Origin of the sequence: Blattabacterium cuenoti (assembly GCF_014251595.1) — a bacterium.
GTDB lineage: Bacteria > Bacteroidota > Bacteroidia > Flavobacteriales > Blattabacteriaceae > Blattabacterium > Blattabacterium cuenoti_Q.
Genome location: NZ_CP059192.1, coordinates 377,704 through 403,976, shown reverse-complemented (window position 1 = coordinate 403,976; position 26,273 = coordinate 377,704). Strand labels below are relative to the sequence as shown.

35 protein-coding genes are annotated in these 26,273 nt (G+C 25.6%); 31 read left to right on the top strand and 4 right to left on the bottom strand.

Features of this window, described 5'->3' with window-relative positions:
• The first annotated feature begins 3 nt into the window (after positions 1 to 3).
• Genes rpsC through H0H66_RS01840 form a run of 23 tightly spaced genes read left to right on the top strand, consistent with a single transcriptional unit; the run spans position 4 to position 12,590 of the window.
• Positions 4 to 705, top strand: a complete 702-nt coding sequence (gene rpsC / locus H0H66_RS01950; RefSeq protein WP_185857771.1) for a 30S ribosomal protein S3 — start codon at positions 4 to 6, stop codon at positions 703 to 705.
• Positions 706 to 716: 11 nt separating this feature from the next.
• On the top strand, positions 717 to 1,130 hold the full coding sequence (gene rplP, locus H0H66_RS01945) for a 50S ribosomal protein L16 (RefSeq protein WP_185857770.1): 414 nt from the start codon (positions 717 to 719) through the stop codon (positions 1,128 to 1,130).
• 2 nt (positions 1,131 to 1,132) lie between these two features.
• Positions 1,133 to 1,333 carry a 50S ribosomal protein L29 gene (gene rpmC, locus H0H66_RS01940; RefSeq protein WP_185857769.1) on the top strand — a complete coding sequence of 67 codons (201 nt, stop codon included), beginning with the start codon at positions 1,133 to 1,135 and terminating at the stop codon, positions 1,331 to 1,333.
• On the top strand, positions 1,317 to 1,598 hold the full coding sequence (gene rpsQ / locus H0H66_RS01935) for a 30S ribosomal protein S17 (protein WP_185857768.1): 282 nt from the start codon (positions 1,317 to 1,319) through the stop codon (positions 1,596 to 1,598). Before rpmC ends, rpsQ begins: the two co-directional genes overlap by 17 nt.
• A gap of 24 nt (positions 1,599 to 1,622) precedes the next feature.
• Entirely contained in the window at positions 1,623 to 1,994 is a 372-nt protein-coding gene (gene rplN / locus H0H66_RS01930; RefSeq protein WP_185857767.1) for a 50S ribosomal protein L14, read from the top strand.
• The gene (gene rplX, locus H0H66_RS01925; RefSeq protein WP_185857766.1) at positions 1,991 to 2,212 is read left to right on the top strand and encodes a 50S ribosomal protein L24; all 222 of its coding nucleotides are present in this window, start codon (positions 1,991 to 1,993) and stop codon (positions 2,210 to 2,212) included. Before rplN ends, rplX begins: the two co-directional genes overlap by 4 nt.
• A gap of 2 nt (positions 2,213 to 2,214) precedes the next feature.
• Positions 2,215 to 2,766: a 50S ribosomal protein L5 gene (gene rplE / locus H0H66_RS01920; protein WP_185857765.1), complete on the top strand. Its 552-nt coding sequence runs from the start codon at positions 2,215 to 2,217 to the stop codon at positions 2,764 to 2,766.
• A gap of 2 nt (positions 2,767 to 2,768) precedes the next feature.
• Entirely contained in the window at positions 2,769 to 3,038 is a 270-nt protein-coding gene (gene rpsN / locus H0H66_RS01915) for a 30S ribosomal protein S14 (protein ID WP_185857764.1), read from the top strand.
• A gap of 15 nt (positions 3,039 to 3,053) precedes the next feature.
• The gene (gene rpsH, locus H0H66_RS01910; RefSeq protein WP_185857763.1) at positions 3,054 to 3,437 is read left to right on the top strand and encodes a 30S ribosomal protein S8; all 384 of its coding nucleotides are present in this window, start codon (positions 3,054 to 3,056) and stop codon (positions 3,435 to 3,437) included.
• A 14-nt stretch (positions 3,438 to 3,451) separates the two neighbouring features.
• A complete protein-coding gene (gene rplF, locus H0H66_RS01905; protein ID WP_185857762.1) occupies positions 3,452 to 3,997 on the top strand; it encodes a 50S ribosomal protein L6 in 546 nt (181 codons plus the stop codon).
• 11 nt (positions 3,998 to 4,008) lie between these two features.
• Complete coding sequence (gene rplR / locus H0H66_RS01900; protein WP_185857761.1) at positions 4,009 to 4,329, top strand: 50S ribosomal protein L18; 321 nt, start codon at positions 4,009 to 4,011, stop codon at positions 4,327 to 4,329.
• Between the two features lie 4 nt (positions 4,330 to 4,333).
• The gene (gene rpsE, locus H0H66_RS01895) at positions 4,334 to 4,843 is read left to right on the top strand and encodes a 30S ribosomal protein S5 (RefSeq protein ID WP_185857760.1); all 510 of its coding nucleotides are present in this window, start codon (positions 4,334 to 4,336) and stop codon (positions 4,841 to 4,843) included.
• Positions 4,836 to 5,315, top strand: a complete 480-nt coding sequence (gene rplO, locus H0H66_RS01890) for a 50S ribosomal protein L15 (RefSeq protein ID WP_185857759.1) — start codon at positions 4,836 to 4,838, stop codon at positions 5,313 to 5,315. Before rpsE ends, rplO begins: the two co-directional genes overlap by 8 nt.
• Positions 5,312 to 6,694 carry a preprotein translocase subunit SecY gene (gene secY / locus H0H66_RS01885; protein WP_185857758.1) on the top strand — a complete coding sequence of 461 codons (1,383 nt, stop codon included), beginning with the start codon at positions 5,312 to 5,314 and terminating at the stop codon, positions 6,692 to 6,694. The genes rplO and secY overlap by 4 nt, the downstream gene beginning before the upstream one ends.
• Positions 6,695 to 6,738: 44 nt before the next feature.
• Positions 6,739 to 6,954: a translation initiation factor IF-1 gene (gene infA / locus H0H66_RS01880; protein ID WP_014726678.1), complete on the top strand. Its 216-nt coding sequence runs from the start codon at positions 6,739 to 6,741 to the stop codon at positions 6,952 to 6,954.
• Between the two features lie 22 nt (positions 6,955 to 6,976).
• On the top strand, positions 6,977 to 7,093 hold the full coding sequence (gene rpmJ, locus H0H66_RS01875; protein ID WP_185857757.1) for a 50S ribosomal protein L36: 117 nt from the start codon (positions 6,977 to 6,979) through the stop codon (positions 7,091 to 7,093).
• A gap of 6 nt (positions 7,094 to 7,099) precedes the next feature.
• Entirely contained in the window at positions 7,100 to 7,480 is a 381-nt protein-coding gene (gene rpsM, locus H0H66_RS01870; RefSeq protein ID WP_185857756.1) for a 30S ribosomal protein S13, read from the top strand.
• Between the two features lie 2 nt (positions 7,481 to 7,482).
• The gene (rpsK, locus tag H0H66_RS01865; protein WP_185857755.1) at positions 7,483 to 7,878 is read left to right on the top strand and encodes a 30S ribosomal protein S11; all 396 of its coding nucleotides are present in this window, start codon (positions 7,483 to 7,485) and stop codon (positions 7,876 to 7,878) included.
• Positions 7,879 to 7,894: 16 nt separating this feature from the next.
• Positions 7,895 to 8,503, top strand: coding sequence for a 30S ribosomal protein S4 (gene rpsD, locus H0H66_RS01860; protein ID WP_185857754.1), 609 nt, complete (start codon positions 7,895 to 7,897; stop codon positions 8,501 to 8,503).
• 26 nt (positions 8,504 to 8,529) lie between these two features.
• A complete protein-coding gene (locus H0H66_RS01855; protein WP_185857753.1) occupies positions 8,530 to 9,528 on the top strand; it encodes a DNA-directed RNA polymerase subunit alpha in 999 nt (332 codons plus the stop codon).
• 29 nt (positions 9,529 to 9,557) lie between these two features.
• Positions 9,558 to 9,992, top strand: a complete 435-nt coding sequence (rplQ, locus tag H0H66_RS01850; RefSeq protein WP_185857752.1) for a 50S ribosomal protein L17 — start codon at positions 9,558 to 9,560, stop codon at positions 9,990 to 9,992.
• Positions 9,985 to 11,277 carry a phosphopyruvate hydratase gene (gene eno / locus H0H66_RS01845; protein ID WP_185857751.1) on the top strand — a complete coding sequence of 431 codons (1,293 nt, stop codon included), beginning with the start codon at positions 9,985 to 9,987 and terminating at the stop codon, positions 11,275 to 11,277. Before rplQ ends, eno begins: the two co-directional genes overlap by 8 nt.
• A 35-nt stretch (positions 11,278 to 11,312) precedes the next feature.
• Complete coding sequence (locus H0H66_RS01840; RefSeq protein WP_185857750.1) at positions 11,313 to 12,590, top strand: SLC13 family permease; 1,278 nt, start codon at positions 11,313 to 11,315, stop codon at positions 12,588 to 12,590.
• Here H0H66_RS01840 and H0H66_RS01835 read toward each other — a convergent pair.
• Positions 12,564 to 12,962 carry a hypothetical protein gene (locus H0H66_RS01835; RefSeq protein WP_238785042.1) on the bottom strand — a complete coding sequence of 133 codons (399 nt, stop codon included), beginning with the start codon at positions 12,960 to 12,962 and terminating at the stop codon, positions 12,564 to 12,566. The two genes, H0H66_RS01840 and H0H66_RS01835, sit on opposite strands and share 27 nt — an antisense overlap.
• A gap of 78 nt (positions 12,963 to 13,040) precedes the next feature.
• On the opposite strand from H0H66_RS01835, the gene menB reads away from it, so the two are divergent.
• The 5 genes from menB to H0H66_RS01810 are packed head-to-tail and all read left to right on the top strand — an operon-like array spanning position 13,041 to position 17,591.
• Entirely contained in the window at positions 13,041 to 13,865 is an 825-nt protein-coding gene (gene menB / locus H0H66_RS01830) for a 1,4-dihydroxy-2-naphthoyl-CoA synthase (RefSeq protein ID WP_185857748.1), read from the top strand.
• Positions 13,862 to 14,752 (top strand): 1,4-dihydroxy-2-naphthoate octaprenyltransferase, encoded by an 891-nt coding sequence (gene menA, locus H0H66_RS01825; protein ID WP_185857747.1) that lies wholly within the window; start codon positions 13,862 to 13,864, stop codon positions 14,750 to 14,752. Before menB ends, menA begins: the two co-directional genes overlap by 4 nt.
• A 14-nt stretch (positions 14,753 to 14,766) precedes the next feature.
• Entirely contained in the window at positions 14,767 to 15,459 is a 693-nt protein-coding gene (locus H0H66_RS01820; RefSeq protein ID WP_185857746.1) for a metal-dependent hydrolase, read from the top strand.
• On the top strand, positions 15,459 to 16,556 hold the full coding sequence (locus H0H66_RS01815; RefSeq protein WP_185857745.1) for an enolase C-terminal domain-like protein: 1,098 nt from the start codon (positions 15,459 to 15,461) through the stop codon (positions 16,554 to 16,556). The genes H0H66_RS01820 and H0H66_RS01815 overlap by 1 nt, the downstream gene beginning before the upstream one ends.
• A 3-nt stretch (positions 16,557 to 16,559) precedes the next feature.
• The gene (locus H0H66_RS01810) at positions 16,560 to 17,591 is read left to right on the top strand and encodes an AMP-binding protein (protein ID WP_185857744.1); all 1,032 of its coding nucleotides are present in this window, start codon (positions 16,560 to 16,562) and stop codon (positions 17,589 to 17,591) included.
• Between the two features lie 8 nt (positions 17,592 to 17,599).
• Here H0H66_RS01810 and H0H66_RS01805 read toward each other — a convergent pair whose 3' ends face one another.
• Positions 17,600 to 18,829, bottom strand: a complete 1,230-nt coding sequence (locus H0H66_RS01805) for an NADP-dependent isocitrate dehydrogenase (protein WP_185857743.1) — start codon at positions 18,827 to 18,829, stop codon at positions 17,600 to 17,602.
• A 555-nt stretch (positions 18,830 to 19,384) separates the two neighbouring features.
• Here H0H66_RS01805 and H0H66_RS01800 point away from each other — a divergent pair.
• The 3 genes from H0H66_RS01800 (at position 19,385) to H0H66_RS01790 (ending at position 22,981) form a co-directional block, all read left to right on the top strand.
• Positions 19,385 to 20,218, top strand: a complete 834-nt coding sequence (locus H0H66_RS01800) for a serine O-acetyltransferase (protein ID WP_185857742.1) — start codon at positions 19,385 to 19,387, stop codon at positions 20,216 to 20,218.
• 32 nt (positions 20,219 to 20,250) lie between these two features.
• Entirely contained in the window at positions 20,251 to 21,159 is a 909-nt protein-coding gene (cysK, locus tag H0H66_RS01795; RefSeq protein WP_185857741.1) for a cysteine synthase A, read from the top strand.
• A 154-nt stretch (positions 21,160 to 21,313) separates the two neighbouring features.
• Positions 21,314 to 22,981: a diflavin oxidoreductase gene (locus H0H66_RS01790; protein WP_185857740.1), complete on the top strand. Its 1,668-nt coding sequence runs from the start codon at positions 21,314 to 21,316 to the stop codon at positions 22,979 to 22,981.
• 32 nt (positions 22,982 to 23,013) lie between these two features.
• On the opposite strand, the gene H0H66_RS01785 is transcribed toward H0H66_RS01790, so the two are convergent.
• Both H0H66_RS01785 and H0H66_RS01780 read right to left on the bottom strand, forming a co-directional pair.
• Entirely contained in the window at positions 23,014 to 23,964 is a 951-nt protein-coding gene (locus H0H66_RS01785; protein WP_185857739.1) for an NAD(P)-dependent oxidoreductase, read from the bottom strand.
• A gap of 3 nt (positions 23,965 to 23,967) precedes the next feature.
• Complete coding sequence (locus H0H66_RS01780) at positions 23,968 to 26,271, bottom strand: transglycosylase domain-containing protein (protein WP_185857738.1); 2,304 nt, start codon at positions 26,269 to 26,271, stop codon at positions 23,968 to 23,970.
• Positions 26,272 to 26,273 lie beyond the last annotated feature (2 nt).

Below are 26,273 nucleotides of genomic sequence, written 5' to 3'. Positions count from 1 at the left end.
ATTATGGGACAGAAAACAAATCCAATTGTTAATCGTCTTGGTATTATAACAGGATGGCAATCCAGTTGGTGTAATAATTATAAGGATAGGATTCAAGAAGATTTTAAAGTAAGAAGATATATAGAAGCTAGATTTCCAAAAGGAATAGTCTCTCGTGTTTTTATCGAAAGAACTTTAAAATTCATCACAATCACAATTAGGACTTCAAGACCTGCTCTTGTGATAGGAAAAAGAGGTGATGAAGTGGATACAGTCAGAAAAGAGTTAAAAAAACTTACTAAAAAAGAAATTCAAATTAATATTTCTGAAGTAAAACGTCCTGAATTGGATGCTCCATTAGTTGCTAAGGGTTTAGTGAGACAATTAGAGAATCGTATTTCTTATAAAAAAGCAATTAAATTATCTATTCTTTCTGCTATAAGAATGAATGCTCAAGGTATAAGAGTTCAAATTTCTGGAAGACTGAATGGGTCAGAAATGGCAAGATGTGAAACTTATAAAGAAGGGAGAATTTCTCTTGGAACTTTTCGTGCTGATGTAGATTATCATATGGCTGTAGCACATACTGTGTATGGAAGTATAGGAATTAAAGTATGGATCATGAAAGGAGAAATATATGGAAAAAGAGAATTGTCTCCATTATTAGGAACTCAAAAGAAACAAAAAGGTTATAAGTATCATCATTTTAATAGAAAGAAAAAATAATTTTTTTATATATGTTACAACCCAAAAAAACGAAATATAAAAAAAAGCAAAAAGGAAGAATTCGTGGAAATTCCAAAAAAGGACTGTTTCTTTCTAGAGGATTATATGGAATTAAAGCTTTAGAAGGTGCTTGGATAACTTCTAGACAACTGGAGGCAGCAAGAATTGCTGCTACAAGATACATGAAAAGAGAAGGTCAATTGTGGATTAATATTTTTCCAGATAAACCTGCTACAAAAAAGCCACAAGAAGTACGTATGGGAAAAGGTAAAGGCCCTGTTGAATTTTGGGTATCTGTAGTGAAACCGGGTCGAATTTTATTTGAAATAGATGGAGTAGAAATTGGAGTAGCCAAAGAAGCATTAAGATTGGCGGCTCAAAAACTTCCTATAAAAATGAAATTTATTATTTCTAATGAAATATGATTATGAATAGTTTAAATATAAGAAGTTTATCAGTTCATGATTTATTGAAACAAATCAAAGAAAACCAAAAAAAATATCAAAATATTAAATTTAATCATCATATAAAACCACTTAAAAATCCTATGGAAATTCGATCTATTAGAAGAAAGATTGCTAAATTGAAAACAGAATATAATAAGAAAATTAATGGTAGAAAAATATAAATATGAAAAAAAAATTAGAAATATTAGAAAACAAAGACAAGGAATAGTTATTAGTGATAAAATGGATAAAACTATTGTTGTATATGAAGTAAAAAAAATAAAACATAGATATTATGAAAAAAGCATTATAAAAAATAAAAAATATATGGTTCATGATGAAAAAAATATATCTAAAAATGGAGATAAAGTAAATATTATGGAAATACGACCTTTGAGTAAAAAAAAATGTTGGAGATTAGTTAACATATTAGAAAAATCTGATTAATATTTTAATATTTATAATTTTACAATGTTACAACAAGAATCTAGATGCAAAGTATCAGATAATACAGGAGCAAAAGAAGTTTTAATTATTAGAGTTTTAGGTGGTTCTAAAAAAAGATATGCTTCATTAGGAGATACTATAGTTGTCACCGTAAAACTAGCTACTTCTAAAGGAAGTACAGTTAAAAAAGGACAAGTTTGTAAAGCTGTAGTAATCAGAACAAAAAATAGAACTAGAAGAAAAGATGGGTCTTATATAAGTTTTGATGATAACGCTTGTGTATTAATCAATACTTCTGGAGAAATTATAGGAACAAGAGTTTTTGGTCCAGTGGCAAGAGAACTCAGAGAAAGAGAATATATGAAAATTATTTCTTTAGCACAAGAAGTTTTATGAAAAAGATAAAAAGAGAAGATAAAGTACTGGTTTTATCAGGAAATTATAAAGGAACTGAAGGTATAATTGAAAAAATTTTTTGGAAAAAAAAAAGAGTGATTATACGTGGGGTAAATATCATCAAAAAACACGTAAAACCAACTCCAAAAAAACCTAAAGGAGGAATTATAGAAAAAGAGGCTCCGATACATATATCTAATTTGAAAAAAATTAAATAATAATGATTTATCAGTCTAATTTACAAAAATTTTATAGAGAAAAAATAATTCCTGATATGATAAAAAAATTTGGGTATACTTCTATTATGGAAGTTCCTATATTAAAAAAAATAGTAGTCCACCAAGGTGTTGGTTCATCTGTTATGGATAAGAAACTTATAGATCATTCCATGAATGAAATAACGAATATTACAGGACAAAAAGCTATTTTTTGTTATTCCAAACATGATGAATCAGGATTTAAGCTAAGAAAAGGAATGCCTATAGGAGTTAAAGTGACTTTAAGAAGAATTAGAATGTATGAATTTTTGGAAAGACTTATTGTTATTTCTTTACCTAGAGTAAGAGATTTTAATGGATTGAAAGAAAATAGTTTTGATAATTATGGAAATTATAATATGGGAATTATGGAACAGATAATTTATCCAGAAATAAATATTGATAAAATAAAAAAAAATATGGGTATGAATATCACATTTGTGACTTCTGCTAAAAAAAATGAAGAAGCCAAAAGTCTTTTATCTTTGTTTGGAATTCCTTTTAAAAAAAAATAAGAATGGCGAAAGAATCTGTGAAAGCAAGACAAAAAAAAAGAGAAAAAATGGTTTTAAAATATGCCAATAAAAGAAAAGCTTTAAAAAAAGCTGGAAACTATGAATTATTACAAAAATTACCTAGAGATGCTTCTCCCGTCCGTTTAAGAAATAGATGTACCATTACTGGTAGATGTAGAGGATATATGCGCCAGTTTGGAGTATCTCGTATTGTTTTTAGGAATTTAGTTTCTCAAGGACTTATTCCTGGAATAAAAAAAGCAAGTTGGTAAATAAATAATAAATATATGGATGTAATTGCTGATTTTTTAACTAGAATTAGAAATGCTATTTTAGCAAAACATAAACTTCTTGAAGTTCCGTCTTCTAAAATAAAAAAAGAAATTGTACGTGTTTTATTAGAAAATGGATATATTTTAGGTTACAAAGCAGAAGACAATAGAAAAGTTATTAAAATAGCTTTAAAATATTATCAAGAAAAAACTTCTGTTATTCAAAAGATTATTAGAATAAGTAAACCAGGTTTAAGAAAATATTGTAAATATAAAAATATGCCAAGAGTTCTAAATGGATTAGGAATTGCTATCATTTCTACTTCCAGTGGTATTATTACAGATAAACAAGCAAAAAATAAAAAAATAGGAGGAGAAGTCTTATGTTATATATATTGATAAATCATTAAATTATGTCTAGAATTGGAAAAAAAATTATTTTTATTCCCGAAAATGTAGATATAGAAATTATTGACAATGAAATATTTATTAAAGGATTTTTAGGAAATCTAAGTCAGAAAATTTCGAAAGAATTTCAATTAAAATTGAATCAAAAAGAATTATCAATTATTAGAAATCAAGAAAATAAAAAATCTAAATCTTTACACGGACTATATCATGTATTAATTAGAAATATGATTATAGGAGTAACAAAAGGATTTCAGAAAAAATTAGAATTGGTAGGAGTTGGATATAGAGCTTCTTATAATGGAGAAATTTTAGATTTAAATTTAGGTTTTTCTCATAATATTATGATACAACTACCTAAAGAACTTAATGTCGAAATAAAATCTGAAAAAGGAAAAAATTATATTATTATTTTAAAATCTTATGATAAACAGTTATTAGGTATAATATCCGCAAAAATTAGATCTTTTAGAGTTCCTGAACCTTATAAAGGTAAAGGGATTAGATATTTAGGAGAAGAAGTTCGAAGAAAAACAGGAAAATCTGCTTAAATTTAAAAAAAATGAAAAAATTAAAAAAAATTTTAGGAAATTTAAATAGACCTAGAGTTTCTGTTTTTAGAAGTAATAAAGAAATATATGCACAAATCATAGATGATTTATCTGGAAAAACTCTAGTTTCATCTTCTTCAAAAGAGAAAGAATTTTATAAAGATAAAAAAAAAAGTAAGATAGAACTTGCATATGAAGTCGGAAAATTATTAGGAAGTAAAGCAAAAAAATTAAAAATAAAAAAATTAGTGTTTGATAAAGGGAGATATTTGTATCATGGTAGAATAAAATCTTTAGCTGATGGAATTAGAAAAATAGGATTAGAATTTTAAAAAAATGTCAGAAAAAAAAATAAAATATACAGGATTAGAATTAAAAGAAAAACTAGTAGGAGTAACTCGAGTATGTAAAGTAACTAAAGGAAGGCGATATTTTAGTTTTAGTGCTATTGTTATTAAAGGAAATGAAAATGGAGTAGTAGGTTATGGTTTTGGAAAATCTAAAGAAGCTCCTGATGCTATTCATAAAGCAGGAGAACAAGCTAAAAGAAGTCTATATAAAGTATGTATTTGTAATGGAACTATCCCTCATGAACAAGAAGCCAAATATGGTGGAGCACATATTCTTATTAAACCAGCTTCTGATGGAACAGGAATAATAGCTGGAGGTCCTTTAAGAGCTGTTCTTGAAGCAGTAGGATTAAGAAATGTTTTATCAAAATCTAAAGGATCTTCTAATCATCATAATATTATAAAAGCGACTATAAAAGCATTAAGTCTTATGAGAGATGTTTATATCATAGCTAAACAAAGAGGAATTCCCATAAAAAAAGTATATAATGGATAATAATTTTTTTTTGTCTCCAAATCATGGATCTAGAAAAAAAAAATTAAGATTAGGAAGAGGACAAGGTTCAGGGAAGGGAGGTACTTGTGGTAGAGGACATAAAGGAGCAAAATCTAGATCAGGTTTTTCTAAAAAAAAAGGATTTGAAGGAGGACAAATGCCTCTTCAAAGAAGAATTCCTAAATTTGGATTTAGGAGAAATTTCAAAAAAAGTAAAAAAATTGTTGGTATTAATTTAGATACAATTCAAAATTGTATTAATAAAATAAATCAAAAACAAGAAAAAAATATTCTTATTAATAAAGAATTCTATTTAAAAAATAATTTGATTAGAAAAAATCATTTTGTCAAAATTTTAGGTAGAGGAGAACTACATACTTCATTAAAAATATATGCATATAAATTTAGTAAAAAAGCTTTATTTTCTATTCAAAAAATAGGAGGAGAAGCTCTGTTGATTAAATTATTATGAATAATTTTGTAATATCTTTTTGTAAAATTTGGAATTTAAAAGAATTACGTAAAAAAATAATAATAACTTTAGGTTTATTATTAGTATATCGTTTTGGAGCTTATATACCTCTTCCTGGTGTTAATCCCTTAGGGATTAGCGATTTTATTGATAAATTTAATTCAGGATCTAAAGGATTGATGCAAATTTTATCCTCTTTTACAGGAGGAGCTTTTAATCGAGCATCAGTTTTAGCTTTAGGTATTATGCCTTACATATCTGCATCTATTATAATCCAGTTAATGTGTATAATTATTCCTTCTTTACAAAGACTACAAAGAGATGGAGAAAGTGGAAGAAAACAAATTAGTTTTATTACTAGATGGTTAACTGTAGGAATATGTTTAATACAAGCTCCTGTATATCTTGTTTCTTTAACTCAACAATTTATTCCTTTTTCTTCTTCTAATATGGCTTATTTAATTGATTTAAATAGTTTTTATGGAAAAAGTATGTTTTGGATTATAGGAGTCATGATTTTGACTTCAGGAACTTTATTTACTATGTGGTTAGGAGATAAAATTACAGATAAAGGAATTGGTAACGGAATTTCTCTAATTATTATGTCTGGAATAATAGCACGATTTCCAGATGCTATTAGCAAAGAAATTTTGAGTAAATTGGAAATTGGAAATGGAGGATTAGTTATTTTATTATTTGAATTTTTATTATGGTTATTAGTAATTTTATTTTCTGTTATAATTATTCAAGCTGTTAGAAAAATTCCAGTACAATATGTTTCTCATTATAAATCCTTATCTTTAGGATTAGATAGCCAATTAATTCATAAAAAACATCAATATATTCCACTAAAGATGACATCTGCTGGAGTTATGCCAATTATATTTTCTCAAGCTATCATGTTATTTCCATTAACTTTTTCTGATCATATAAAAAACATGAAACTTAGAAATTTTTTTCATCTTTTTCAAGATATTTATGGTTTTTGGTATAATTTGACTATTTCTATACTAGTGATAGTTTTCACTTTTTTTTATACAGCTATTGCTATTCCAGTAAATCAAATGGCTGATGATTTAAAAAGAAATGGAGGGCATATTCCGAGAATTAAACCTGGAAAAGAAACTGCTGAATATATAGATCATGTATTATCAATCATAACCTTACCTGGAGCTATTTTATTAGCAATAATAGCAATATTACCTTCCATTGTTTTTCGTATGGGTTTAAATCAAAGTTTTGCATTATTTTATGGAGGAACATCATTGTTAATTGTAGTAGGAGTTATTTTAGATATTTCACAACAAGTCAATATATACCTTTTAAACTATCATTATGATGGATTAATGATGATGAAATATCGTAGTAATTATAAATAAATAATTTTTTGTGTATATTATGATGAAATTATATATGGTTATATATGGCTAAACAAAAGCATATTGAAGTAGATGGAACAATCATTGAATCATCTCCAAATGCAATGTTTCGTGTAGAATTAGAAAATGGATGTATTGTTAAAGCTCATATTTCAGGTAAAATGAGAATGCATTACATCAAAATATTACCAGGAGATAAAGTAAGATTAGAAATGTCTTCTTATGATTTAGAAAGAGGAAGAATAACTTATAGATATTGAGTGTTAAATAAATTTATATTTTATGAAAACAAGAGCATCTTTAAAAAAAAGAACTGATAATTGCAAAATTGTTAGAAGAAAAGGACGTTTACGTATTATTAATAAAAAAAATCCTAGATTTAAACAAAAACAGGGTTAAACATTTATGTCTGTAAGAATTTCAGGAATAGATCTTCCAAAATCTAAAAGAGGAATAATTGGTCTTACCTATTTGTATGGAATAGGGAAGAGTTTATCAAAAAAAATACTTTGTTCTGTTGGAATAGATGAAAATAAGAAAGTAGATCATTGGTCTGATGATGATATTAGTAAAATTAGAAAATATATATCTGATTATATAAAAATTGAAGGAGAATTGAGATCTGAAATACAACTTAATATTAAACGATTAATGGATATAGGTTGTTATGTAGGAACTAGACATAGAAAAGGTTTGCCATTGAGAGGTCAAAAAACTAAAAATAATTGTAGAACTAGAAAAGGAAAAAAGAAAACTGTAGCAAATAAGAAGAAAGTCACAAAATAAATATGGGTAAATCATCATCTGGAACGGGAAATAAAAAAAAATTAGTTGTAGTAGATTCTATTGGAGAAGCACATATACAAGCTACTTTTAATAATATTATTATAACTTTAACAAATAAAAAAGGAGATGTTGTTGCGTGGTCTTCTGCTGGTAAAATGAATTTCAAAGGATCTAAAAAGAATACTCCATATGCTGCTCAAATGGTAGCAGAAAATGTAGCAAAAGAAGGATTAAATGCTGGAATAAAAAAAGTAGAAGTAAAAGTAAAAGGTCCTGGATCTGGAAGAGATGCGGCTATACGAGCTTTAAGTAATTCTGGTATTGTTGTTACAGTAATTAAAGATATCACTCCATTGCCACATAATGGTTGTCGTCCTCCTAAAAGGAGAAGAGTTTAATAAATTAAAATAAATTATGGCAAAATATATAGGACCTAAAACCAAAATATCTAGAAGATTTGGAGAATGTATTTATGGAGAAGATAAGTATTTTCATAGAAGAAAATATCCATCAGGTCAACATGGAAGCAATCGACGAAGAGGAAAACGTTCAGAATATTTTATTCAATTAATAGAAAAACAGAAAGCGAGATATACTTATGGAATATTAGAACGACAATTTGAAAGTTTATTTTTTGAAGCGGCAAGAAAAAAAGGAATAACGGGAGAATTATTGTTACAAGCATGTGAAAGTCGTTTAGACAATATAGTTTTTAGGTTAAAATTTGCTCCATCTCGATCTTCTGCACGTCAGATTGTTTCGCATAGACATATTATTGTGAATAATCAGGTAGTTAACATTCCTTCTTTTAGATTAAAACCTGGAGATCAAATAGGAATAAAAGAAAGATCTAAAAAACATCCTCTTATATTAGATTCTATGCAAAAAAAAACAGGTCCATTAGTAGAATGGTTGATTTTGGATGAACAAAATATGTTTGGAGTATTTAGAACAATGCCAAAAAGAATGCAAATTCCTGAAAATATTAAAGAACAATTAATTGTTGAATTTTATTCAAAATAAAAATAAAATAATAGTAAATCAATTATATGACTATTTTAGATCTTGTGAAACCTGATAGAATTACAATATCTGACTTTTCAGATAATAAAGGGGTTTTTAATTTGAAACCTTTAGAACCTGGATATGGGATTACTTTGGGAAATGCGTTAAGAAGAGTGTTATTGGGTTCTTTAAAAGGATTTGCAGTGACTTCTATTAAAATAAAAGGAGTTAAATATGAATTTTCTACTATAGAAGGAGTAATTGAGGATGTGACTGAAATTATTTTAAATTTTAAAAAAATTCGTTTTAAACAAAAAATATCAAAAACTTATAAAGAAACGGTTAATGTTTATATCAATCATGAAAAACAAGTAACAGGAAAAATTTTAAATAAATTTATTTCTGGATTTAAAATTTTAAATGATGATTTAGTAATTTGTCATAAAGATGAATTATATCCTTTGGATATAAGTTTTACAATTGAAGAAGGAAGAGGTTATGTTCCTGCAGAAGAAAATAAAAAAAATAAAGAAGAATCAATTGATATCATCCCAATAGATTCTATTTTTACTCCTATTAAAAATGTAAAATATACAATAGAAAATTGTCGTGTTGGACAAAAAACTGATTTTGAAAATCTTTCATTAGAAATTAAAACAGATGGATCCATTTGTCCAAAATTAGCTTTGATGGAAGCGTCAAAAATATTGATTCAGTATTTTTCTATTTTTTCTTACGAAAAAATAGGGGAAAAAAAACAAGATAAAATTAATAAGGATCAAAAATATAATGAAGAGTTTATACGTATGCGAACATTATTAAAATCTAAATTAAATCATATGGATTTATCTGTTCGTACAAAAAATTGTTTAAAATCAGCTTCTATAACTACTATAGCAGATTTGGTAAGTTGTAGTAGAAATAATATGTTAAAAATGAGAAATTTTGGAAAAAAGTCTTTAGATGAGTTAGAAAGTCAGATGAAAAAACAAGGATTATATTTTGGTATGAATGTAGGAGAATATCAATTGAAGGAATCATAATTATAGTAGTTATAGATTGAATCATTATAATGAAGCATAGAAATAAAAATAATCATTTAGGAAGAAAATGTGGACATAGAAAATCTCTTCTTTCCAATATGGCTTCCTCTCTTATAAAGAAAAAAAGAATTTTTACTACTTTAGCTAAAGCTAAAGCTTTAAGAAAGTATATAGAACCTATTATTACAAAATCCAAAATTAATACTACTCATTCTAAAAGAAACATTTTTTCTTATTTAAGAGATAAAACTGCGGTATCAGAATTATTTCAAAATATTTTTGAAAAAGTTCGAAATCGTCCTGGTGGATATACTAGAATCATAAAAACTGGATTTCGTTTTGGAGATCAAGCTCCTCTTTCGTTTATAGAATTAGTAGATTTTAATGAAATCTATACTTCTAAAAAAAGACTCAAATCTGTCAGACGTAGTAAGAAAAAAAATAAAATAATGAATAATGAGTAAAATTAAGAATATTCAATCTAGACAAATATTAGATTCAAGAGGAAATCCTACTGTAGAGGTAGATATTATAACAGAAAACGATATACTAGGACGTGCTTCTGTTCCATCTGGAGCATCAAAAGGAAAAAATGAAGCTTTTGAATTACGTGATCAAAAAGAAAATATTTTTTTGGGAAAAGGAGTTCTAAAAGCTGTTCAAAATATTAATGATATTATTGCTCCTGAATTAATTGGAAAATCTGTACTAGATCAAATTTGTATTGATAAATTAATGTTGGAACTAGATGGAACGATAAATAAAAAAAGATTAGGAGCTAACGCAATTTTAGCTATATCTTTAGCAACAGCAAAAGCAGCATCTAATGAATTAAATATTCCTCTTTACAAATATATAGGAGGAATATACGCTTGTTTTCTTCCTATTCCTTTAATAAATATAATTAATGGAGGGAAACATTCAAATATCCCTTCTATAGTTTTTCAAGAATTTATGATAGTTCCTATAAAAGCAAATACTTTTATAGAAGCTATTCAAATAGGACATAAAATATTTTATCAACTAAAAAATATTTTAAATGAAAAAGGTTTTTCCACTAATGTAGGCGATGAAGGGGGTTTTTCTCCGAATCTTAACGGAGTTGAAGATGTTTTGGATCATATATTGGAAGCTATATATATGGCTAATTATGAACCTTATGATCAAGTAGGAATCGCCATAGATTGTGCTGCTTCCGAATTTTATGAAAATGATAGATATGATTATTCTATATTTGAAAAATCAAAAAAAAACGAAAAAAATTTGATAAAATCGAGAGAAGAACATGTTTCTTATTTATCTTATTTAGTTAAAAAATATCCAATAATATCTATTGAAGATGGAATGGATCAAAATGATTGGGAAGGATGGAAATTATTAAGTGATGAAATAGGAGATCAAATACAACTGGTCGGAGATGACCTTTTTGTTACACAAGTAAAAAAATTAAATGAAGGAATAAATAAAAAAATAGCAAATTCTATTTTAATTAAAGTTAATCAAGTTGGAACCCTAACAGAAACAATTGAAACAATTCATATAGCTAAAAAAAATAAGTATAAAAATATTATTTCTCATCGTTCGGGAGATACTGAAGATACTTTTATAGCAGATCTTTCCGTTGCGTTTAATATTGAACAAATTAAAATAGGTTCTTTATGTCGTTCTGAAAGAATATCAAAATATAATCAATTATTACGTATTGAAAATGAACTCGGAAAATATTCCATTTATTCAAAATGGAATTAAATCTTCAATCTAAAATAGGAGTAATATAAAAATCAATGGTAATTTTAATTTTTATCTTGGGATATTTATTAATTACTCTTGAGGATTTTTTTTCTGTGAACAAAGTCATTTCATCTATTTTGATGGCTACTATTTGTTGGTCTTTAATTTTATTTCTTAACATTCCCGTTTATGAGTATGAACTAGATCAACAATTGATACTGAGAAAAAATCCTAAATACTTACTATTACTTCACTTAGGAAAAGCATCTGAAATTATTTTTTTTATTGTGGGATCTATGTCTATTATATCCATTATCGAAAAATATTCTGGATTTGAGGCTTTAAAAGAGCTTTTTTCTACAAAAAAAACAAAACGTGAATTTTTATGGATTATAAGTATAGCTTCTTTTTTATTATCTGCTATCATAGATAATATTACAGCCACTATGGTTATAATTTCTCTTTTGAGAAAAATAGTTATCAGTTATAAGGATCGTTTATATTATTTAGGATTAGTTATTATATCTGCTAATGCAGGAGGTGTTTGGTCTCCAATTGGAGACATAACCACAACTATGTTGTGGATTTCTAATAAAGTAACTACAATTTATCTAATAAAAAAAATATTTATACCATCCGTATTATGTATGGTTATTTCTACTTTAATAGCTTCTTACATCCCTATTTTCAATGGATATATTCAAATAAATAAAAATGGGAATCTTTCAAAAGATTCACTAAAAAGAGGTTTTTTTATGTTAAAAATAGGTTTATTTCTCATATTACTTGTTCCTATTTTTAAAACTATAATAGGAATTCCTCCATATATGGGGATGATGTTTTCTTTAGGGATTATGCTTTTTATAGCATCAAAAAAATATAAATCAAAATCTATTTTTGATGATATTTTCAAAAAAATAGATATCTCTAGTATTTTATTTTTCTTGAGTATTTTACTTTCTGTTTCTGCTTTGGAAGCTATAGGAAAATTAGATCATCTATCTCATTGGATTCATGAAACAGTTTACACGTGGAAAATAACTACTTTTTTATTGGGGTTGATTTCTTCCATCATAGATAACGTACCTTTAGTAGCTGCTACTATAGCTATGTTTTCTTATCCTATTAATCATGATCTATGGCACTTTATAGCTTATGTTTCTGGAACTGGAGGAAGTATTTTACTGATAGGATCTGCTGCAGGAGTAGCAACTATGAGTATGGAAAAAATAGATTTTTTTTGGTACTTAAAAAAAATTAGCTGGATAGCCTTGATTGGATATATATTTGGATTTATTTATTTATTAATTGATCCATTTTTTTCTTTGTAAAAATTCTATAAAATTTCCTCCTATATATGAAAAAGGAAAAAAAAGGGGTAATATTATTATTTTAAACCATAGTGGAAATGGATAAAAGAATATATGAAATAATGCTATGAAAAATAGAATAAAACCTGTCAATATAGAATAAGCTTTTTTTGCATTTTTCGCAATAAAAGCTGTTATGATTCCTCCTAATAAAGCACTAAAAGCATAAAAAAAAATCAGGACTATAAAAAATTCAGTGGGAGCTTTAATCAAAATATATTTGAATTTTCTTAATGGAATAAGTTCTATTTCTATAAACCATTTTTTCAAAAATTTAATAGCATAAAGTATTTCCACTATACTTATCAAAACTCCTATAGATATAGATAACATATTACGATACATAACATAATAAAATCTCTTTTTTTTGTTATTTTGTAAAAATAAACATCAATTTTTAATTTTTTTATTATGAATTATACTATAGACTGGATTCCAGTTAAAAAATATGAAGATATTTTATTTTCTTTTGGAGAAGGAATTTCAAAAATAGAAATTAACAGGCCATGGTGTCATAATGCATTCCGTGTAGAAACGGTCAATGAAATGATAGACGCTATAAATATATGTAATAACAGAAAAGATATAGATGTATTAATTATAACAGGTTCTGGTGAAAAATCTTTTTGTTCTGGAGGAGATCAAACTACAAGAGGAATGGGTGGATATTTAGATAAGAATGGAATTCCAAGATTGAATATTTTGGATTTTTATAAAAAAATAAGAGAAATTCCTAAACCAGTTATAGCCATGGTTAATGGTTATGCCATAGGAGGAGGACATGTTTTACATGTTGTTTGTGATTTAACTATAGCTTCAGATAATGCTATTTTTAGTCAAGTAGGTCCAAAAGTAGGTTCTTTTGATGGAGGTTTCGGATGTTCATATTTAGCTCGTCATATTGGACAAAAAAAAACACGAGAAATGTGGTTTTTATGTAAAAAATATACCGCTAAAGAAGCTTTAGATATGGGGTTGATTAACAAAGTTGTAAAAAGAAATGAGTTAGAAAAAAAAACCATAGAATGGTGCAAGATTATACAAAAAAGAAGCCCCATGTCTTTAAGAATGATAAAACGTAGTTTAAATGCAGAATTGGATGGACAACATGGATTAATGCAATTAACAGGAGATGCTACTTTAATGTTTTATTTGATGGAAGAGTCTCAAGAAGGAAAAAAAGCGTTTTTAGAAAAAAGATCTCCAAATTTTAAAAAATTTCCTAAATTTTTATGAAATTAAAACATTGGATTTATGCAGCACGTATTCATACTTTACCCTTATCTTTTTCTGGAATAACTTTAAGTTATCTTATATCTAAATCCAGAACAAATGAATGTATAACTACATCATATATTTTATGTATTATTACTGCTTTATTATTACAAATATTGGCTAATTTTTCAAATGATTATGGAGATAGTATTACAGGAGTCGATAATATCAAACGAATAGGGCCTAAAAGAACAATACAGCGTGGTTTGATTTCTTTATCAGAAATGAAAAAAGCAATCTTTATATTATCCATATTATCTTTTTTATCAGGAGTTACATTGCTTTATAATAGCATTAAAAACATTTTTATTTTTTTCCTATATTTTATAGGAATTTTTATATGTATATATAGCTCTATAAAGTATTCTATTGGTGATTATCCTTATGGACATAAGGTAGGAATGGGCGATTTATTTGTTATGATTTGTTTTGGTTTTTTTTCAGTAGGAGGAAGTTCTTTTTTATATACACATACTTTGTGTATGGATATGTTTTTTCTTTCTTTATCTATAGGATTTTTAAATGTAGGAGTTTTGAATGTGAATAATATGAGAGATTTAGAAAATGATTACGAAAGTGGAAAATACACAATGGCTGTATGGTTAGGGATAAAATACGCTAAATTATATCATGTATTTATTATATTATTTTCAATATTTTTTGGTGGATATTTTATATTTTTAAATCAAAAAAATACTTATCAATGGTTATTTTTCATTTTTATTTCTATTCTTCTAATATTTCATATTAGAAAAATAATTTTAATAAAAGAAAAAAAATTATTCAATTTAGAGTTGAAAAAATTGGTAATACTTACTTTTTTATATGTATTTAGCATCGGATTATAAATTATAATAAAATTATGAAAATTACTTTTTTTTCTCATAGTACATGCATGTTAGAAATACACGGTAAATCTATATTAATAGATCCTTTTTTTTCTGAAAATCCTATTTTTAGAAATAGAAAAAAAAATTTTTTAAAATTTTTTAAAAAAATAGATTATATTTTATTAACTCATGCACATTATGATCATGTATGTGATGTGGAATTATTTTCGCATAAATTTCATAATGTTTTAGTGATTTCTAATTACGAAATATCTAATTTTTTTGGAAAGAAAGGGATAAAAACATATGGAATCAATTATGGATCTTTTATCTCTTTTCCTTTTGGAAAATTAAAATATACTTGGGCTGCTCATTCTAGTGTTTTTAATGATGGAACTTATGGAGGAAATCCAGGCGGTTTTCTTTTTCATACAGATGAAGGGAATTTATATATATCAGGAGACACATCCGTCATGTATGAAATGAATCTTATTCCTATTTTTGGAAAATTAAAACTTTCTATTTTACCGATAGGAGGAAAATATACTATGGATATCGAAGAAGCGATTATGGCTTCAGATTTCTTAAAATCTGAAAAAATATTAGGAGTTCATTATGATACTTTTGAAGATATTCGCATTGATCGAGAAGAAGCAAAAAAAAAATTTTATGAAAAAGGAAAAGAATTAATTTTATTAGAACAGGAAAAAACCATTCATATTTAATGAATAAAAATCAAATCCATCTTAATTGTTTTTTGAAAAAAAAAACGTTTTTTTTCAAAAAAACAATATTTAATTCTAACAGAATATTTAAAAAAAATATTATATGGTTTATTGTAATAACACAAAATAATAAAATAGGAATAGGAGAATGTAATCCAATATTGGACCAATATGCTTTTAAAAACTTAAAAAGATTTGAAATAGAATTAAAAAATCTTTCTCAGAAAATTGTTTTTTTGAAAAAAATAGAAATATATTATTATTATAAATATATTTCATATTCATCTATTTTATTTGGATTAGAACAAGCTTTTTTAAGCTTTAAAAATCAATTTCCAATATTATATGATTCTGAATTTATTTATGGAATAAAAGGAATCCCTGTAAATAGTTTAATGTGGTTGAATTCTTTTAAGAATAAAAAATATGCAATAAACGAAATGGAAAATCAAATTATGAAAGGTTTTTCATTTATAAAAATAAAAATAAACAAAAATTTTTTTAATGACCAGTATCTTATTTTAAAAGAAATAAAAAGAAAATATCCATTTATAAAAATACGTGTAGATGCAAATGGTTGTTTTGAAAATAGCCGTAAAGCTTTATATTATTTAGATAAATTTTATGATTTGGATATAGTTGATTTTATAGAACAACCTATATTATCTGGAAATTGGAAAGATATGTCAAAAATATGTAAAAAATCAAAATTACCTATAGCATTAGATGAAGAATTAGTAAATATTAATAAATTAATAGAAAAAAAAAAATTATTGAATATTATTCAACCTCAACATCTTATATTAAGGCCTTGTATAAATGGTGGATTTTATGGGTCTGAAGAATGGATGTTAGAAGCCAAAAAAAGAAAAATAAAATGGAGTATTAGTTCTTCTTTGGAAAGTAATATTGGAATCAACGCTATTGCTCAATGGATTTTTATAATGCAAAAAAAATATAATAATAAAAATGTCCATGGATTGAATACAGGAATTTTATATGTAAATAATTGGAATTCTCCTTTAAGAATTTACAATGGTTCTATTTGGTATAATTCATTTATAAAATGGAAAATAAAAATTTTATTAAATCAATAAAAAATGTGGATTGATTTTTCTTACAAAAAAAAATTAACTTTTTCTTATTTTTTAAGAAAGAAAAAAAAAGAAAAGAGTTATTGGAAAAAGGATATTTTTTCTTTTTTAGAAAATTGGTATGATAATAAACCTATGTTATCATCTTTAACTTCTGGTTCGACTGGTGTTCCTAAAATTATTTCTTTACATAAAGAACATATGTATGAAAGAGCTATAAAAACTGTAGAATTCTTAAAACTTAATCAAAAAGGAGTTCGAGGTTTATTATGTTTATCTACAGATTTTATAGCGGCTAAAATGTTTTTAGTTCGTGCTATTATTTTTAAATGGAAAATATATTGTGTTCCTCCATCATCTAATCCTTTAAAAAATATTCAAAAATATTTTGATATTACATCAATGGTTCCTATACAAGTTTTTTTTAGTTTAGAAAAATTAAGAAATATTAAAATTGTTTTAATAGGAGGATGTTCTATATCAAATTTTTTGAAAAAAAAATTACAAAATGTTTCAACGATTTGTTATGCCACTTATGGAATGACAGAAACTTTAGGCCATATAGCCATAAAGAAAATTAATGGATCCAATAAATCTATTTTTTATAAATCATTTCAAGATGTTCATCTGAGTGTAGACCATAGAAATTGTTTAGGCATTTCTTATCCATATTCATTTATACAAACAAATGATATCGTTCATATGATATCTCAAAAAACATTTATTTGGATAGGTAGATATGATAATGTTATTAATAGTGGAGGGATTAAAATTATTCCAGAGTTAATAGAGAAAAAAATTAGTTGTTTTATTCCTTATGAAAAACGATTTTTTATATCCTCAATTCCAGATAAAATTTTAGGAGAAAAAATTATATTAGTTATTGAAGGAAAACCATTTTCATTCCATATTCCAAATTATCTTTTTTCTGGTAAAAAAAAATTTTATAAACCCAAAAACATTTTTTTTATTTCTCATTTTACAGATAATTTATTGGATAAATTTAGAAGAAAAGAAATTATAAAAAAATTAATATAAATATAAAACTATATATTTTTATTAATTCTTCTATCAAAAAACATTTTTAGTTCTTGAAGAAAGGTTTTAGTACTTAAATAGTTATTTTTATTTTTGCGAGATAATTGAAATAAATCTTTAGTCATTTTTCCAGATTCTATAAAATCTATACATGTTTGTTCTATTTTTTCCGAAAAAGATTCTAAATCTCTATTTTTATCTAAAAAAGCACGATGTTTAAGACCACGAGTCCAAGAAAAAATAGAAGCAATGGGATTTGTGGATGTTTCTTTTCCATTTTCGTGTAATCTATAATGTCTTGTAATAGTTCCGTGAGCTGCTTCAGATTCTAAAGTTTTACCATCTGGAGTAAGTAAAACAGAAGTCATCATTCCTAATGATCCAAATCCTTGAGCTACACAATCTGATAACACATCTCCATCGTAATTTTTGCAAGCCCATATAAATTTTCCATTTGATTTAATAGCTTTTGCTAACATATCGTCAATTAGACGATGTTCATAAATGATCTGTAGTTTTTCAAATTTTGATTTAAATTCATTATCATATACTTCTTGAAAAATATTTTTGAATCTTCCATCATATATATTTAATATAGTGTTTTTAGTCGATAAAAAAAGTGGCCATTTCTTATATACAGAGTAATTAAAACAAGAACGAGCAAATCCATAAATAGATTGATCTGTATTATACATCCCCATGGCTATTCCAGGGCCCATAAAATGATGAATTTTTAATTTTATTGATTTATTTTTTTTGTTATCTGGAATAAAAGAAATATATAATTTACCTTTATTTTTAACAATAAAATCCGTAGCTTGATATTGATCTGCATAAGCATGTCTAGCTATACATATAGGATTGATCCAATTTGGAATAAAGCGAGGAATATTTTTTATTATAATAGGTTCTCTAAAAACAGTTCCATCAATAATATTTCTAATGGTTCCGTTTGGAGATTTCCACATTTTTTTTAGATGAAATTCTTTCATTCTATCTTCATCTGGTGTAATTGTTGCACATTTAATTCCTACATGATATTTTTTTATAGCATAAGCAGCATCTATAGTAATTTGATCATCTGTTTTATTTCTATTTTCTATTCCCAAATCAAAATAAATAATATTTATATCTAAATAAGGAAAAATAAAATATTTTTTTATGTATTTCCATATAACTCTGGCCATTTCATCTCCATCCATTTCTACAATAGGATTATTAACTGCAATTTTTTTCATGAACAAAAAATTCGAAAAATTTGATATAATATAACATGTTTTTTTAAAAAAAAGAAATTCTTATATTTGCGTAATTACAGGATAATTAATTCTCATCCCTTTGAATAATTCGAAGGGGTTTTATTTTTATGGTCATGAATGGAAAAGATGAAATGGAAAACTTTATCAAAAAAATGTATATCGAGTTTTTCAAAAAGATTAAATTTTATGTTTCTATTTTCTGTATAAGAAAAGATAAATTGAAGTATTTTTTTTGAACTTTTTTTTTACAGTAAAATGTAGTTTTAACAGGGTTTAATATTGATAACCAAATAATTTTTTTTAAATCTAAAATAGAGTTAAATATTTTTTTACGAGAATTGGAACTTATCAACAAAATTTTAAAAGATAATTTTGTTTGTAAAATAGTAATATTACGATTACGTTAAAGTTTAATTTCTTTAGAAAAAAGAAAATATAGAAATGAAATAAAATGGATTTTTATTTTAGAAATGAATTACACCGTAACAGTAAATGTGTTTGTGTTGATATAAAAACAATTTAATCCAAAAATAAATGTTAGAAAATGTTAGATTTTTAAGAACAATACTTGAAAACAATAAAAATAGAAATATTTATCCTGATAAAAAAAAATCTGAAAATTTTGTTAAAAAATTATTTCATACTTTATTTACTCCCAATCAAAATATTTTGACTCATCTCGTTTTTTTTAAAAAAGATTACGAAAAATTACAACAACATTTATATGATATTCTTATTGAATTAAATATAAATGATAAAGAGTCTAAAACTCTTACTCAAATTTTTTTTCATAAAATTCCTAATATTTATCAAACATTAATCATAGATGCTGATGAAATATTGAAATCAGATCCTGCCGCAACAATTATAGAAGAAGTATTTCTTTCTTATCCTGGTTTTTTTGCCACTGCATTATATAGGATAGCACATCAATTATGGATTCAAAAAATTCCAATTATTCCAAGATTAATTACCGAATATGCACATAGTAAAACTGGAGTAGATATTCATGCATCTGCAAAAATAGGAAAGGCTTTTGCTATTGATCATGGAACAGGAATAGTGATAGGTTCTAGTACAGAAATAGGAAATAAAGTTAAAATATATCAAGGAGTAACTTTAGGAGCTATTTATGTAGATAAAAAATTAGCCAATAAAAAACGTCATCCAACAATAGAAGATCGAGTTACAATATATGCTGGAGCTACTGTTCTAGGAGGAGAAACTGTGATCGGTCATGATAGTGTACTTGGAGGGAATGTTTGGGTTACAAAAAGTATTCCTCCTTTTTCTATAGTATATCAGAAAAGTGAAATTAGAATGAGAAATAATAGTCCTTTCCCTGATCCCATTAATTATATGATATAAGATATAATCAAAACAAAAAAAAAAAAAAAGAAATGAAAGTTGATAGTATTTTAAAAACTATCGGAAATACACCTCATGTACGTCTTAAAAGATTATTTCCTGATCATCAAGTATGGATGAAATTAGAAAAAAATAATCCTGGAGGAAGTATAAAAGATAGAATAGCCTTATCGATGATAGAGGATGCAGAGAAAAAAGGTATTATTCATAAAGGAGATATTATTATAGAACCAACCTCTGGAAATACAGGAATAGGATTAGCTATGGTTTGTTCTGTTAAAAAATACCGTCTGATTCTAGTTATGCCAGAATCTATGAGTCTTGAAAGAAGAAAATTGTTTTCTATTTTCGGAGCTAAATTTGTTCTTACTCCAAAAGAATATGGAATGAAAGGGGCTATTAAAAAAGCGGAAGAATTAATTGAAACTATTCCGAATTCTTGGATGCCAAAACAATTTGATAATATTTCAAATCCCAATATACATAAAAATACAACGGCAAAGGAAATCATCAATGCTTTTACTCAAGGAATAGATTATTTTATTACAGGAGTAGGAACTGGAGGTCATATTACTGGAATAGGAGAAGTATTAAAAAATAAGTTTCCAAATATAAAAATTTTTTCTGTAGAACCTATAGAATCCCCAGTTATATTTGGAGGAAATCCTAATCCTCATTTTTTACAAGGATTAGGAGCCGGTTTTATTCCATCTATTTTAAATTTAAAAATATTAGATGGATCTTTTTTAGTATCTCAAGAAGAAGCTTATCATTATGTTAGGAAAACAGCTAAAATAGAAGGAATTCTTGTGGGAATATCCACTGGTGCTTCACTTTCTGCTATAGAAAAACAATTATCTAAATTTTCAAAAAAATCAACCATATTAACAGTTAATTATGATACTGGCGAAAGATATTTATCAGTTGATAATCTTTTTTGATGATGGAAAAAAGGAATGATACTATTTATGTCTATTTATTTAAACGTAAACTTTTTTAACGGTTATGGTTAAAATATTTTTTTGCTTTGAATAAAAGTTATTTCAAATAATTCTAATTGTTTAATATTGTTAATGTTTTATAAAAAAAATCAAAATGTTATCTGAATCAAATAAAAAAATATTTTTTAAGTTAATGCAAGAATCTTCTCAAGAAGAAATAATATGGATGTATGGGTACATGTATGGATTTTTATTTCCTGAAAAAAAATGCCTAAAAAAAGAGAAAAAAGAGAAAAAAAAAATAACGTTAGTTTATGGTACGGAAACAGGAAATGCCAAAAATTTAGCTTTTGATATTTATCAAAAAATGAAAAAGGAGGAATTTCAAATTAGATTAATGAGTTTAGATCAATATCATTTAAAAGATTTAGAAAAAGAAGATTATTTTTTGATTATAATGAGTACACATGGGGAAGGAGAGCCTCCTTCTTCGGCAAAATCTTTTTTTGATTTTATTCATCATAATAAAAATCTGTCCTTAAAAAATATGAAATATAGTGTATTAGCATTAGGAGATAAATCTTATACTTATTTTTGTAAAGCAGGAGAAGATGTAGATAAACGTCTATATGATATAGGATCTAAAAGAATTGTTTCATTACATAAATGCGATGTTGATTATGAAATTCAAGCATATAAATGGTATTATGAAATTATAAATTTTTTCAAAAAAAAAAAGTGTGAAATTAATACAGAACATATTAATCATAAAATAATCTATGGAAAAATTTTAAATAATATAATTTTAAATGATCAAGAAAGAGGATCTAATAAAGAAATTCATCATATTGAAATTTTTATTCAAGAGAATAAGGATATTCAATATCATCCTGGAGATTCTATTGGAATTTTTCCTGAAAATCCTTCTTATGAAGTCAATCGTCTTATAAAACATATAAAGGAAAATATAGTATGTGAAGAATATAAAGATAAAATATTGAATATTTTAAAAAAGGAATTGAATATTTTATCTTTATCTGAAAGTTTATTAAAGAAATATTCTTTCTTATCAGAAAAAAAGAATATTTCTTTCAATCAAAAGTGGAAACTTATTGATCTTTTAATCAAATTTCCTATGCAAAAAAAATATTCTTTAAAAGATTTAATAAAAATTATGGAACCGATAAAGCCCAGATTATATTCTATTTCTTCATCTCCTATAGTACATAAAAATGTAATTCATATTACTGTATCTCGTCATCGTTTTCAATCAAATGGAAAGACGGTATATGGTCATTGTTCATATTTTTTATCCCAACTTAAAATAGGAGATGAATTATCTTTTTTCATTTATAAAAATCATATGTTTAAACTACCTAATTCTGATAAAGATATAATTCTTATTGGACCTGGAACTGGAATCGCGCCTTTCCGTTCATTTTTATATGAAAGAGAAGTAATGAAAGCTACAGGTAAAAATTGGTTGTTTTTCGGGGGTCAATATTTCTATACAGATTTTTTATACCAAACAGAAATACAAAATTGGAAAATAAAAGGAATTCTTAATCGTGTTAGTTTATCATTTTCAAGAGATCAAAAAGAAAAAATTTATGTTCAAAATAAAATATGGGAAAATAGAATAGAATTTTTTTCTTGGATAAAAAATGGAGCTTATGTTTATGTTTGTGGAAATAAAATTCCTATGAGTATGGATGTAGAAAAAACAATTTGTGACATTATAGAAAAAGTAGGAAAATGTAATTCAGAGCTTTTTATTAAAAAAATGAAAAAAGAAGGAAGATACTTAAAAGATGTATACTGAATTTAATTACTGATAATTAAATCATTTTATATTTAATTAAATTTTTGATTTAAAAAAATAATTTTTTCTACTATTTCTTTATCCATTTTATATTTAGATTCCTTAGTCCATCCTGCAATATGTGGAGTAAATATTACTTTATTGGAATGAATAAGATAAAAGAAACTTTTATACAATTTATGATTATGAAAAATTTTATTAAAAGAAGAATTTTCATATTCTAATACATCTAAACATGCTCCACATATTTTTCCATTTTTTAATGCTTCTGCTAAATGATTGATAATTAAACATCCTCCACGAGAAGTATTTATTAAATAAAAAGGTTTGCAAAATTTTTTTATAAAATTATAATTTATCATTCCTTTTGTTTTTTGGGTATAAGGAACATGTAAACTTATTATATCTGACTTTTTAAAAATTGTATTTATATTTACTTGTTTAGCATAAATATCCCCAATATCAGGTAGAATGTCATAACATAATGTTTGAACATTAAAACCTGATAATTTTTTTGCAAAAGCCTTTCCTGTATTTCCATATCCAATAATTCCTATTGTCTTTCCCATAATTTCTATTCCTCTATTAATTTCTCTGTTCCATTTTCCTTTTGTAATTATCTGTTGATGTGAACGAACAATACAATTCATCAGGCATAAAAGCATCCCTATAGCATGTTCTGCCACTGCATCTTTATTTCCTTTTGGAGAAGAAATTAAAATGATTCCTTTTTTGATAGCATAATCAATATCTATATTTTCTGTTCCAGATCCAATACGAGCTATAAATTTTAGTTTTTTCGCCCTTTCAATAAATTTTTTATCTATTTTTAATCTACTTCTTAAGATAATGCCATGATATCGTGATAGATCAATTCGATCTTCTGCATCATTGTAATTTTCATCACAAATAAATCCTTCTTTTTTTAATTTATATATAATAAAAGGGTGATTTTTATCCAAAATTAAAATTTTTTTAATCATATATTATTTATCATAATCTTTGTTATTTTCTGAATTTAAATTTCTATCTAAATCTAGAATTTCTTTTAAAGAATTTTTGTTTTCTTCTTTTTTTTCTTTACTGATTATGTTTTTTTCTTTAAAATGAGTTTCATTACAATTATCCCAATGAGATTGATAATTTTTAGGTTTATGGAATGATAATTTATCATGATAAATTAAATTTATATCTTTATACAAACTTTTCATATAATAAGCCCATATAGGTAAAGCCATATTTGCTCCTTGTCCTAATTTAATACTCTCAAAATGAGAAGATCTATCTTCCCATCCAACCCAAACCCCAGTAGTTAAATTAGGAATCATGCCTATAAACCATCCATCTGAATTTTCATTAGTTGTCCCTGTTTTTCCAGCTATATCTCCTGAAAAATTATATGATTGCAATCTTCTTGCTGTCCCATATTGAACAACACCTTGCATTAGTTTTAACATAATATACCCTACTTCTTCACTAAAAACTTGTCTTCTACTAAGATCTACATGTTCTTTAATTAAATTTCCATTTTCATCCTCTATTTTTACCAAAATAGAGGGTTTTACGTAAGTTCCATAATTCGTGAATGTATTGAATGCTCCTGTCATTTCATATAAAGTTAAATCGGAGGAACCCAATGCAATAGATGGATGTTCATGAATTATGGATTCTATTCCCATTTTTTTTGCTAAATCAATTACTGGACCTGGAGTAATTTCGGATATTAAACGAGCCGAAATAGTATTAACAGAAAAAGCTAAACCATCTTTTAAAGTAAGAAAACCTCCGTATTTCCCATTAGAATTTCTAGGACTCCATTTTCCTAAATGAAATTTTTCATTTGAAATTTTTGTACAAGGATTATAATGTAATTCGTTAATAGCTGTAGCATATAAAATAGGTTTAAAAATAGAACCAACTTGACGTTGTGTTTGTGATACATGATCATATTGAAAATAATTAAAATCTATTCCTCCTACCCATGCTTTAATAAAACCCGTATAGGCTTCTACAGACAACATTCCTGCTTGGATTATACTTTTTTGATAACGAATAAAATCCCATGGAGACATCAATACTTTTTTGGATCCATTCCAAGTAAACAATTTAATTAATTGTGGTTTCTTAAATTCTTCCAGAATTTTTTTTTCTGTAAATCCTTTTTGTTTCAAATCTTGGTAAAGAGTTGTTCTATGCATTGCGGATATCAAAATTCGTTTTGTTTTTTCTGAAGAAATGTTTAAAAAGGGAGCATTTTTATTTGTTTTTTGAAAGCGATTAAACTCAATTTGTAGTTGACTGAGATGTCTTTTTACGGCTTTTTCTGCATAATCTTGCATTTTAGCATCAATAGATGTATATATTTTTAATCCACTAGAATAAAGATTTAGTTTTTGTCCAGTTTTTTCTTCATGCTCATCTAAAGCGTCTTGAATTTCTTTTTTTAAAAATTCACTATAATAAGTAAGTAGTTCAAAATCTTTTTTTTGTATTTTAAAATTGATTATCATAGGCTTTTCTAACTCTTTTGTATATCTATTTATATTCAAAAAATTGTATTTTTTCATTTGATATAAAACTAAATTTCTTTGTTTTTTTGTTCTATTAGGATAATTTTTGGGATTGTATAAAGAAGGATTTTCTAACATTCCGACTAATATTGCGCATTCTCCTAAATTGAGTTCAGATACCTTTTTATTAAAATAAGTATGAGCCGCTGTTTCTATTCCTTTTGCATTATATAAAAAATCAAATTTGTTATAATACATGGTAATAATTTCTTCTTTTGTATAACGTTTTTCTAACTCAATAGCCATCACCCATTCTAAAAGTTTTTGGTGTATTCTTTGTATTTTATTTTTTGCAGATGGTCCTGTAAAAAGAAGTTTTGCTAACTGTTGTGATATGGTACTTCCTCCACCCTTTTTTCCTAAAGAAAGAATTGCTCTAAGAAAAGATTTAGCATCAATTCCAGAATGATATTTAAAACGAATATCTTCTTTCGCTAGAAGTGCATTGACAAGATCTTTTGGAAGTTGTTTGTAGGTAATTAAAGTCCTATTTTCTGAAAAAAATCTACCTAGTAATATTCCATTAGAATCATATACCTCTGATCCTACCTTCATAGCAGGATTTTCTATATCCTTTGTGCTGGGTAAAGTCCCTAAATAACCTTTGAAAGCGGCATAAAAAATAATAATAATACTACTTATTCCTACAATAAACAAAAACCAAAAATAAAAAATAAGTCTACGAAAGTAATAATTTATTTTTGTATTTGTTTTATACACGA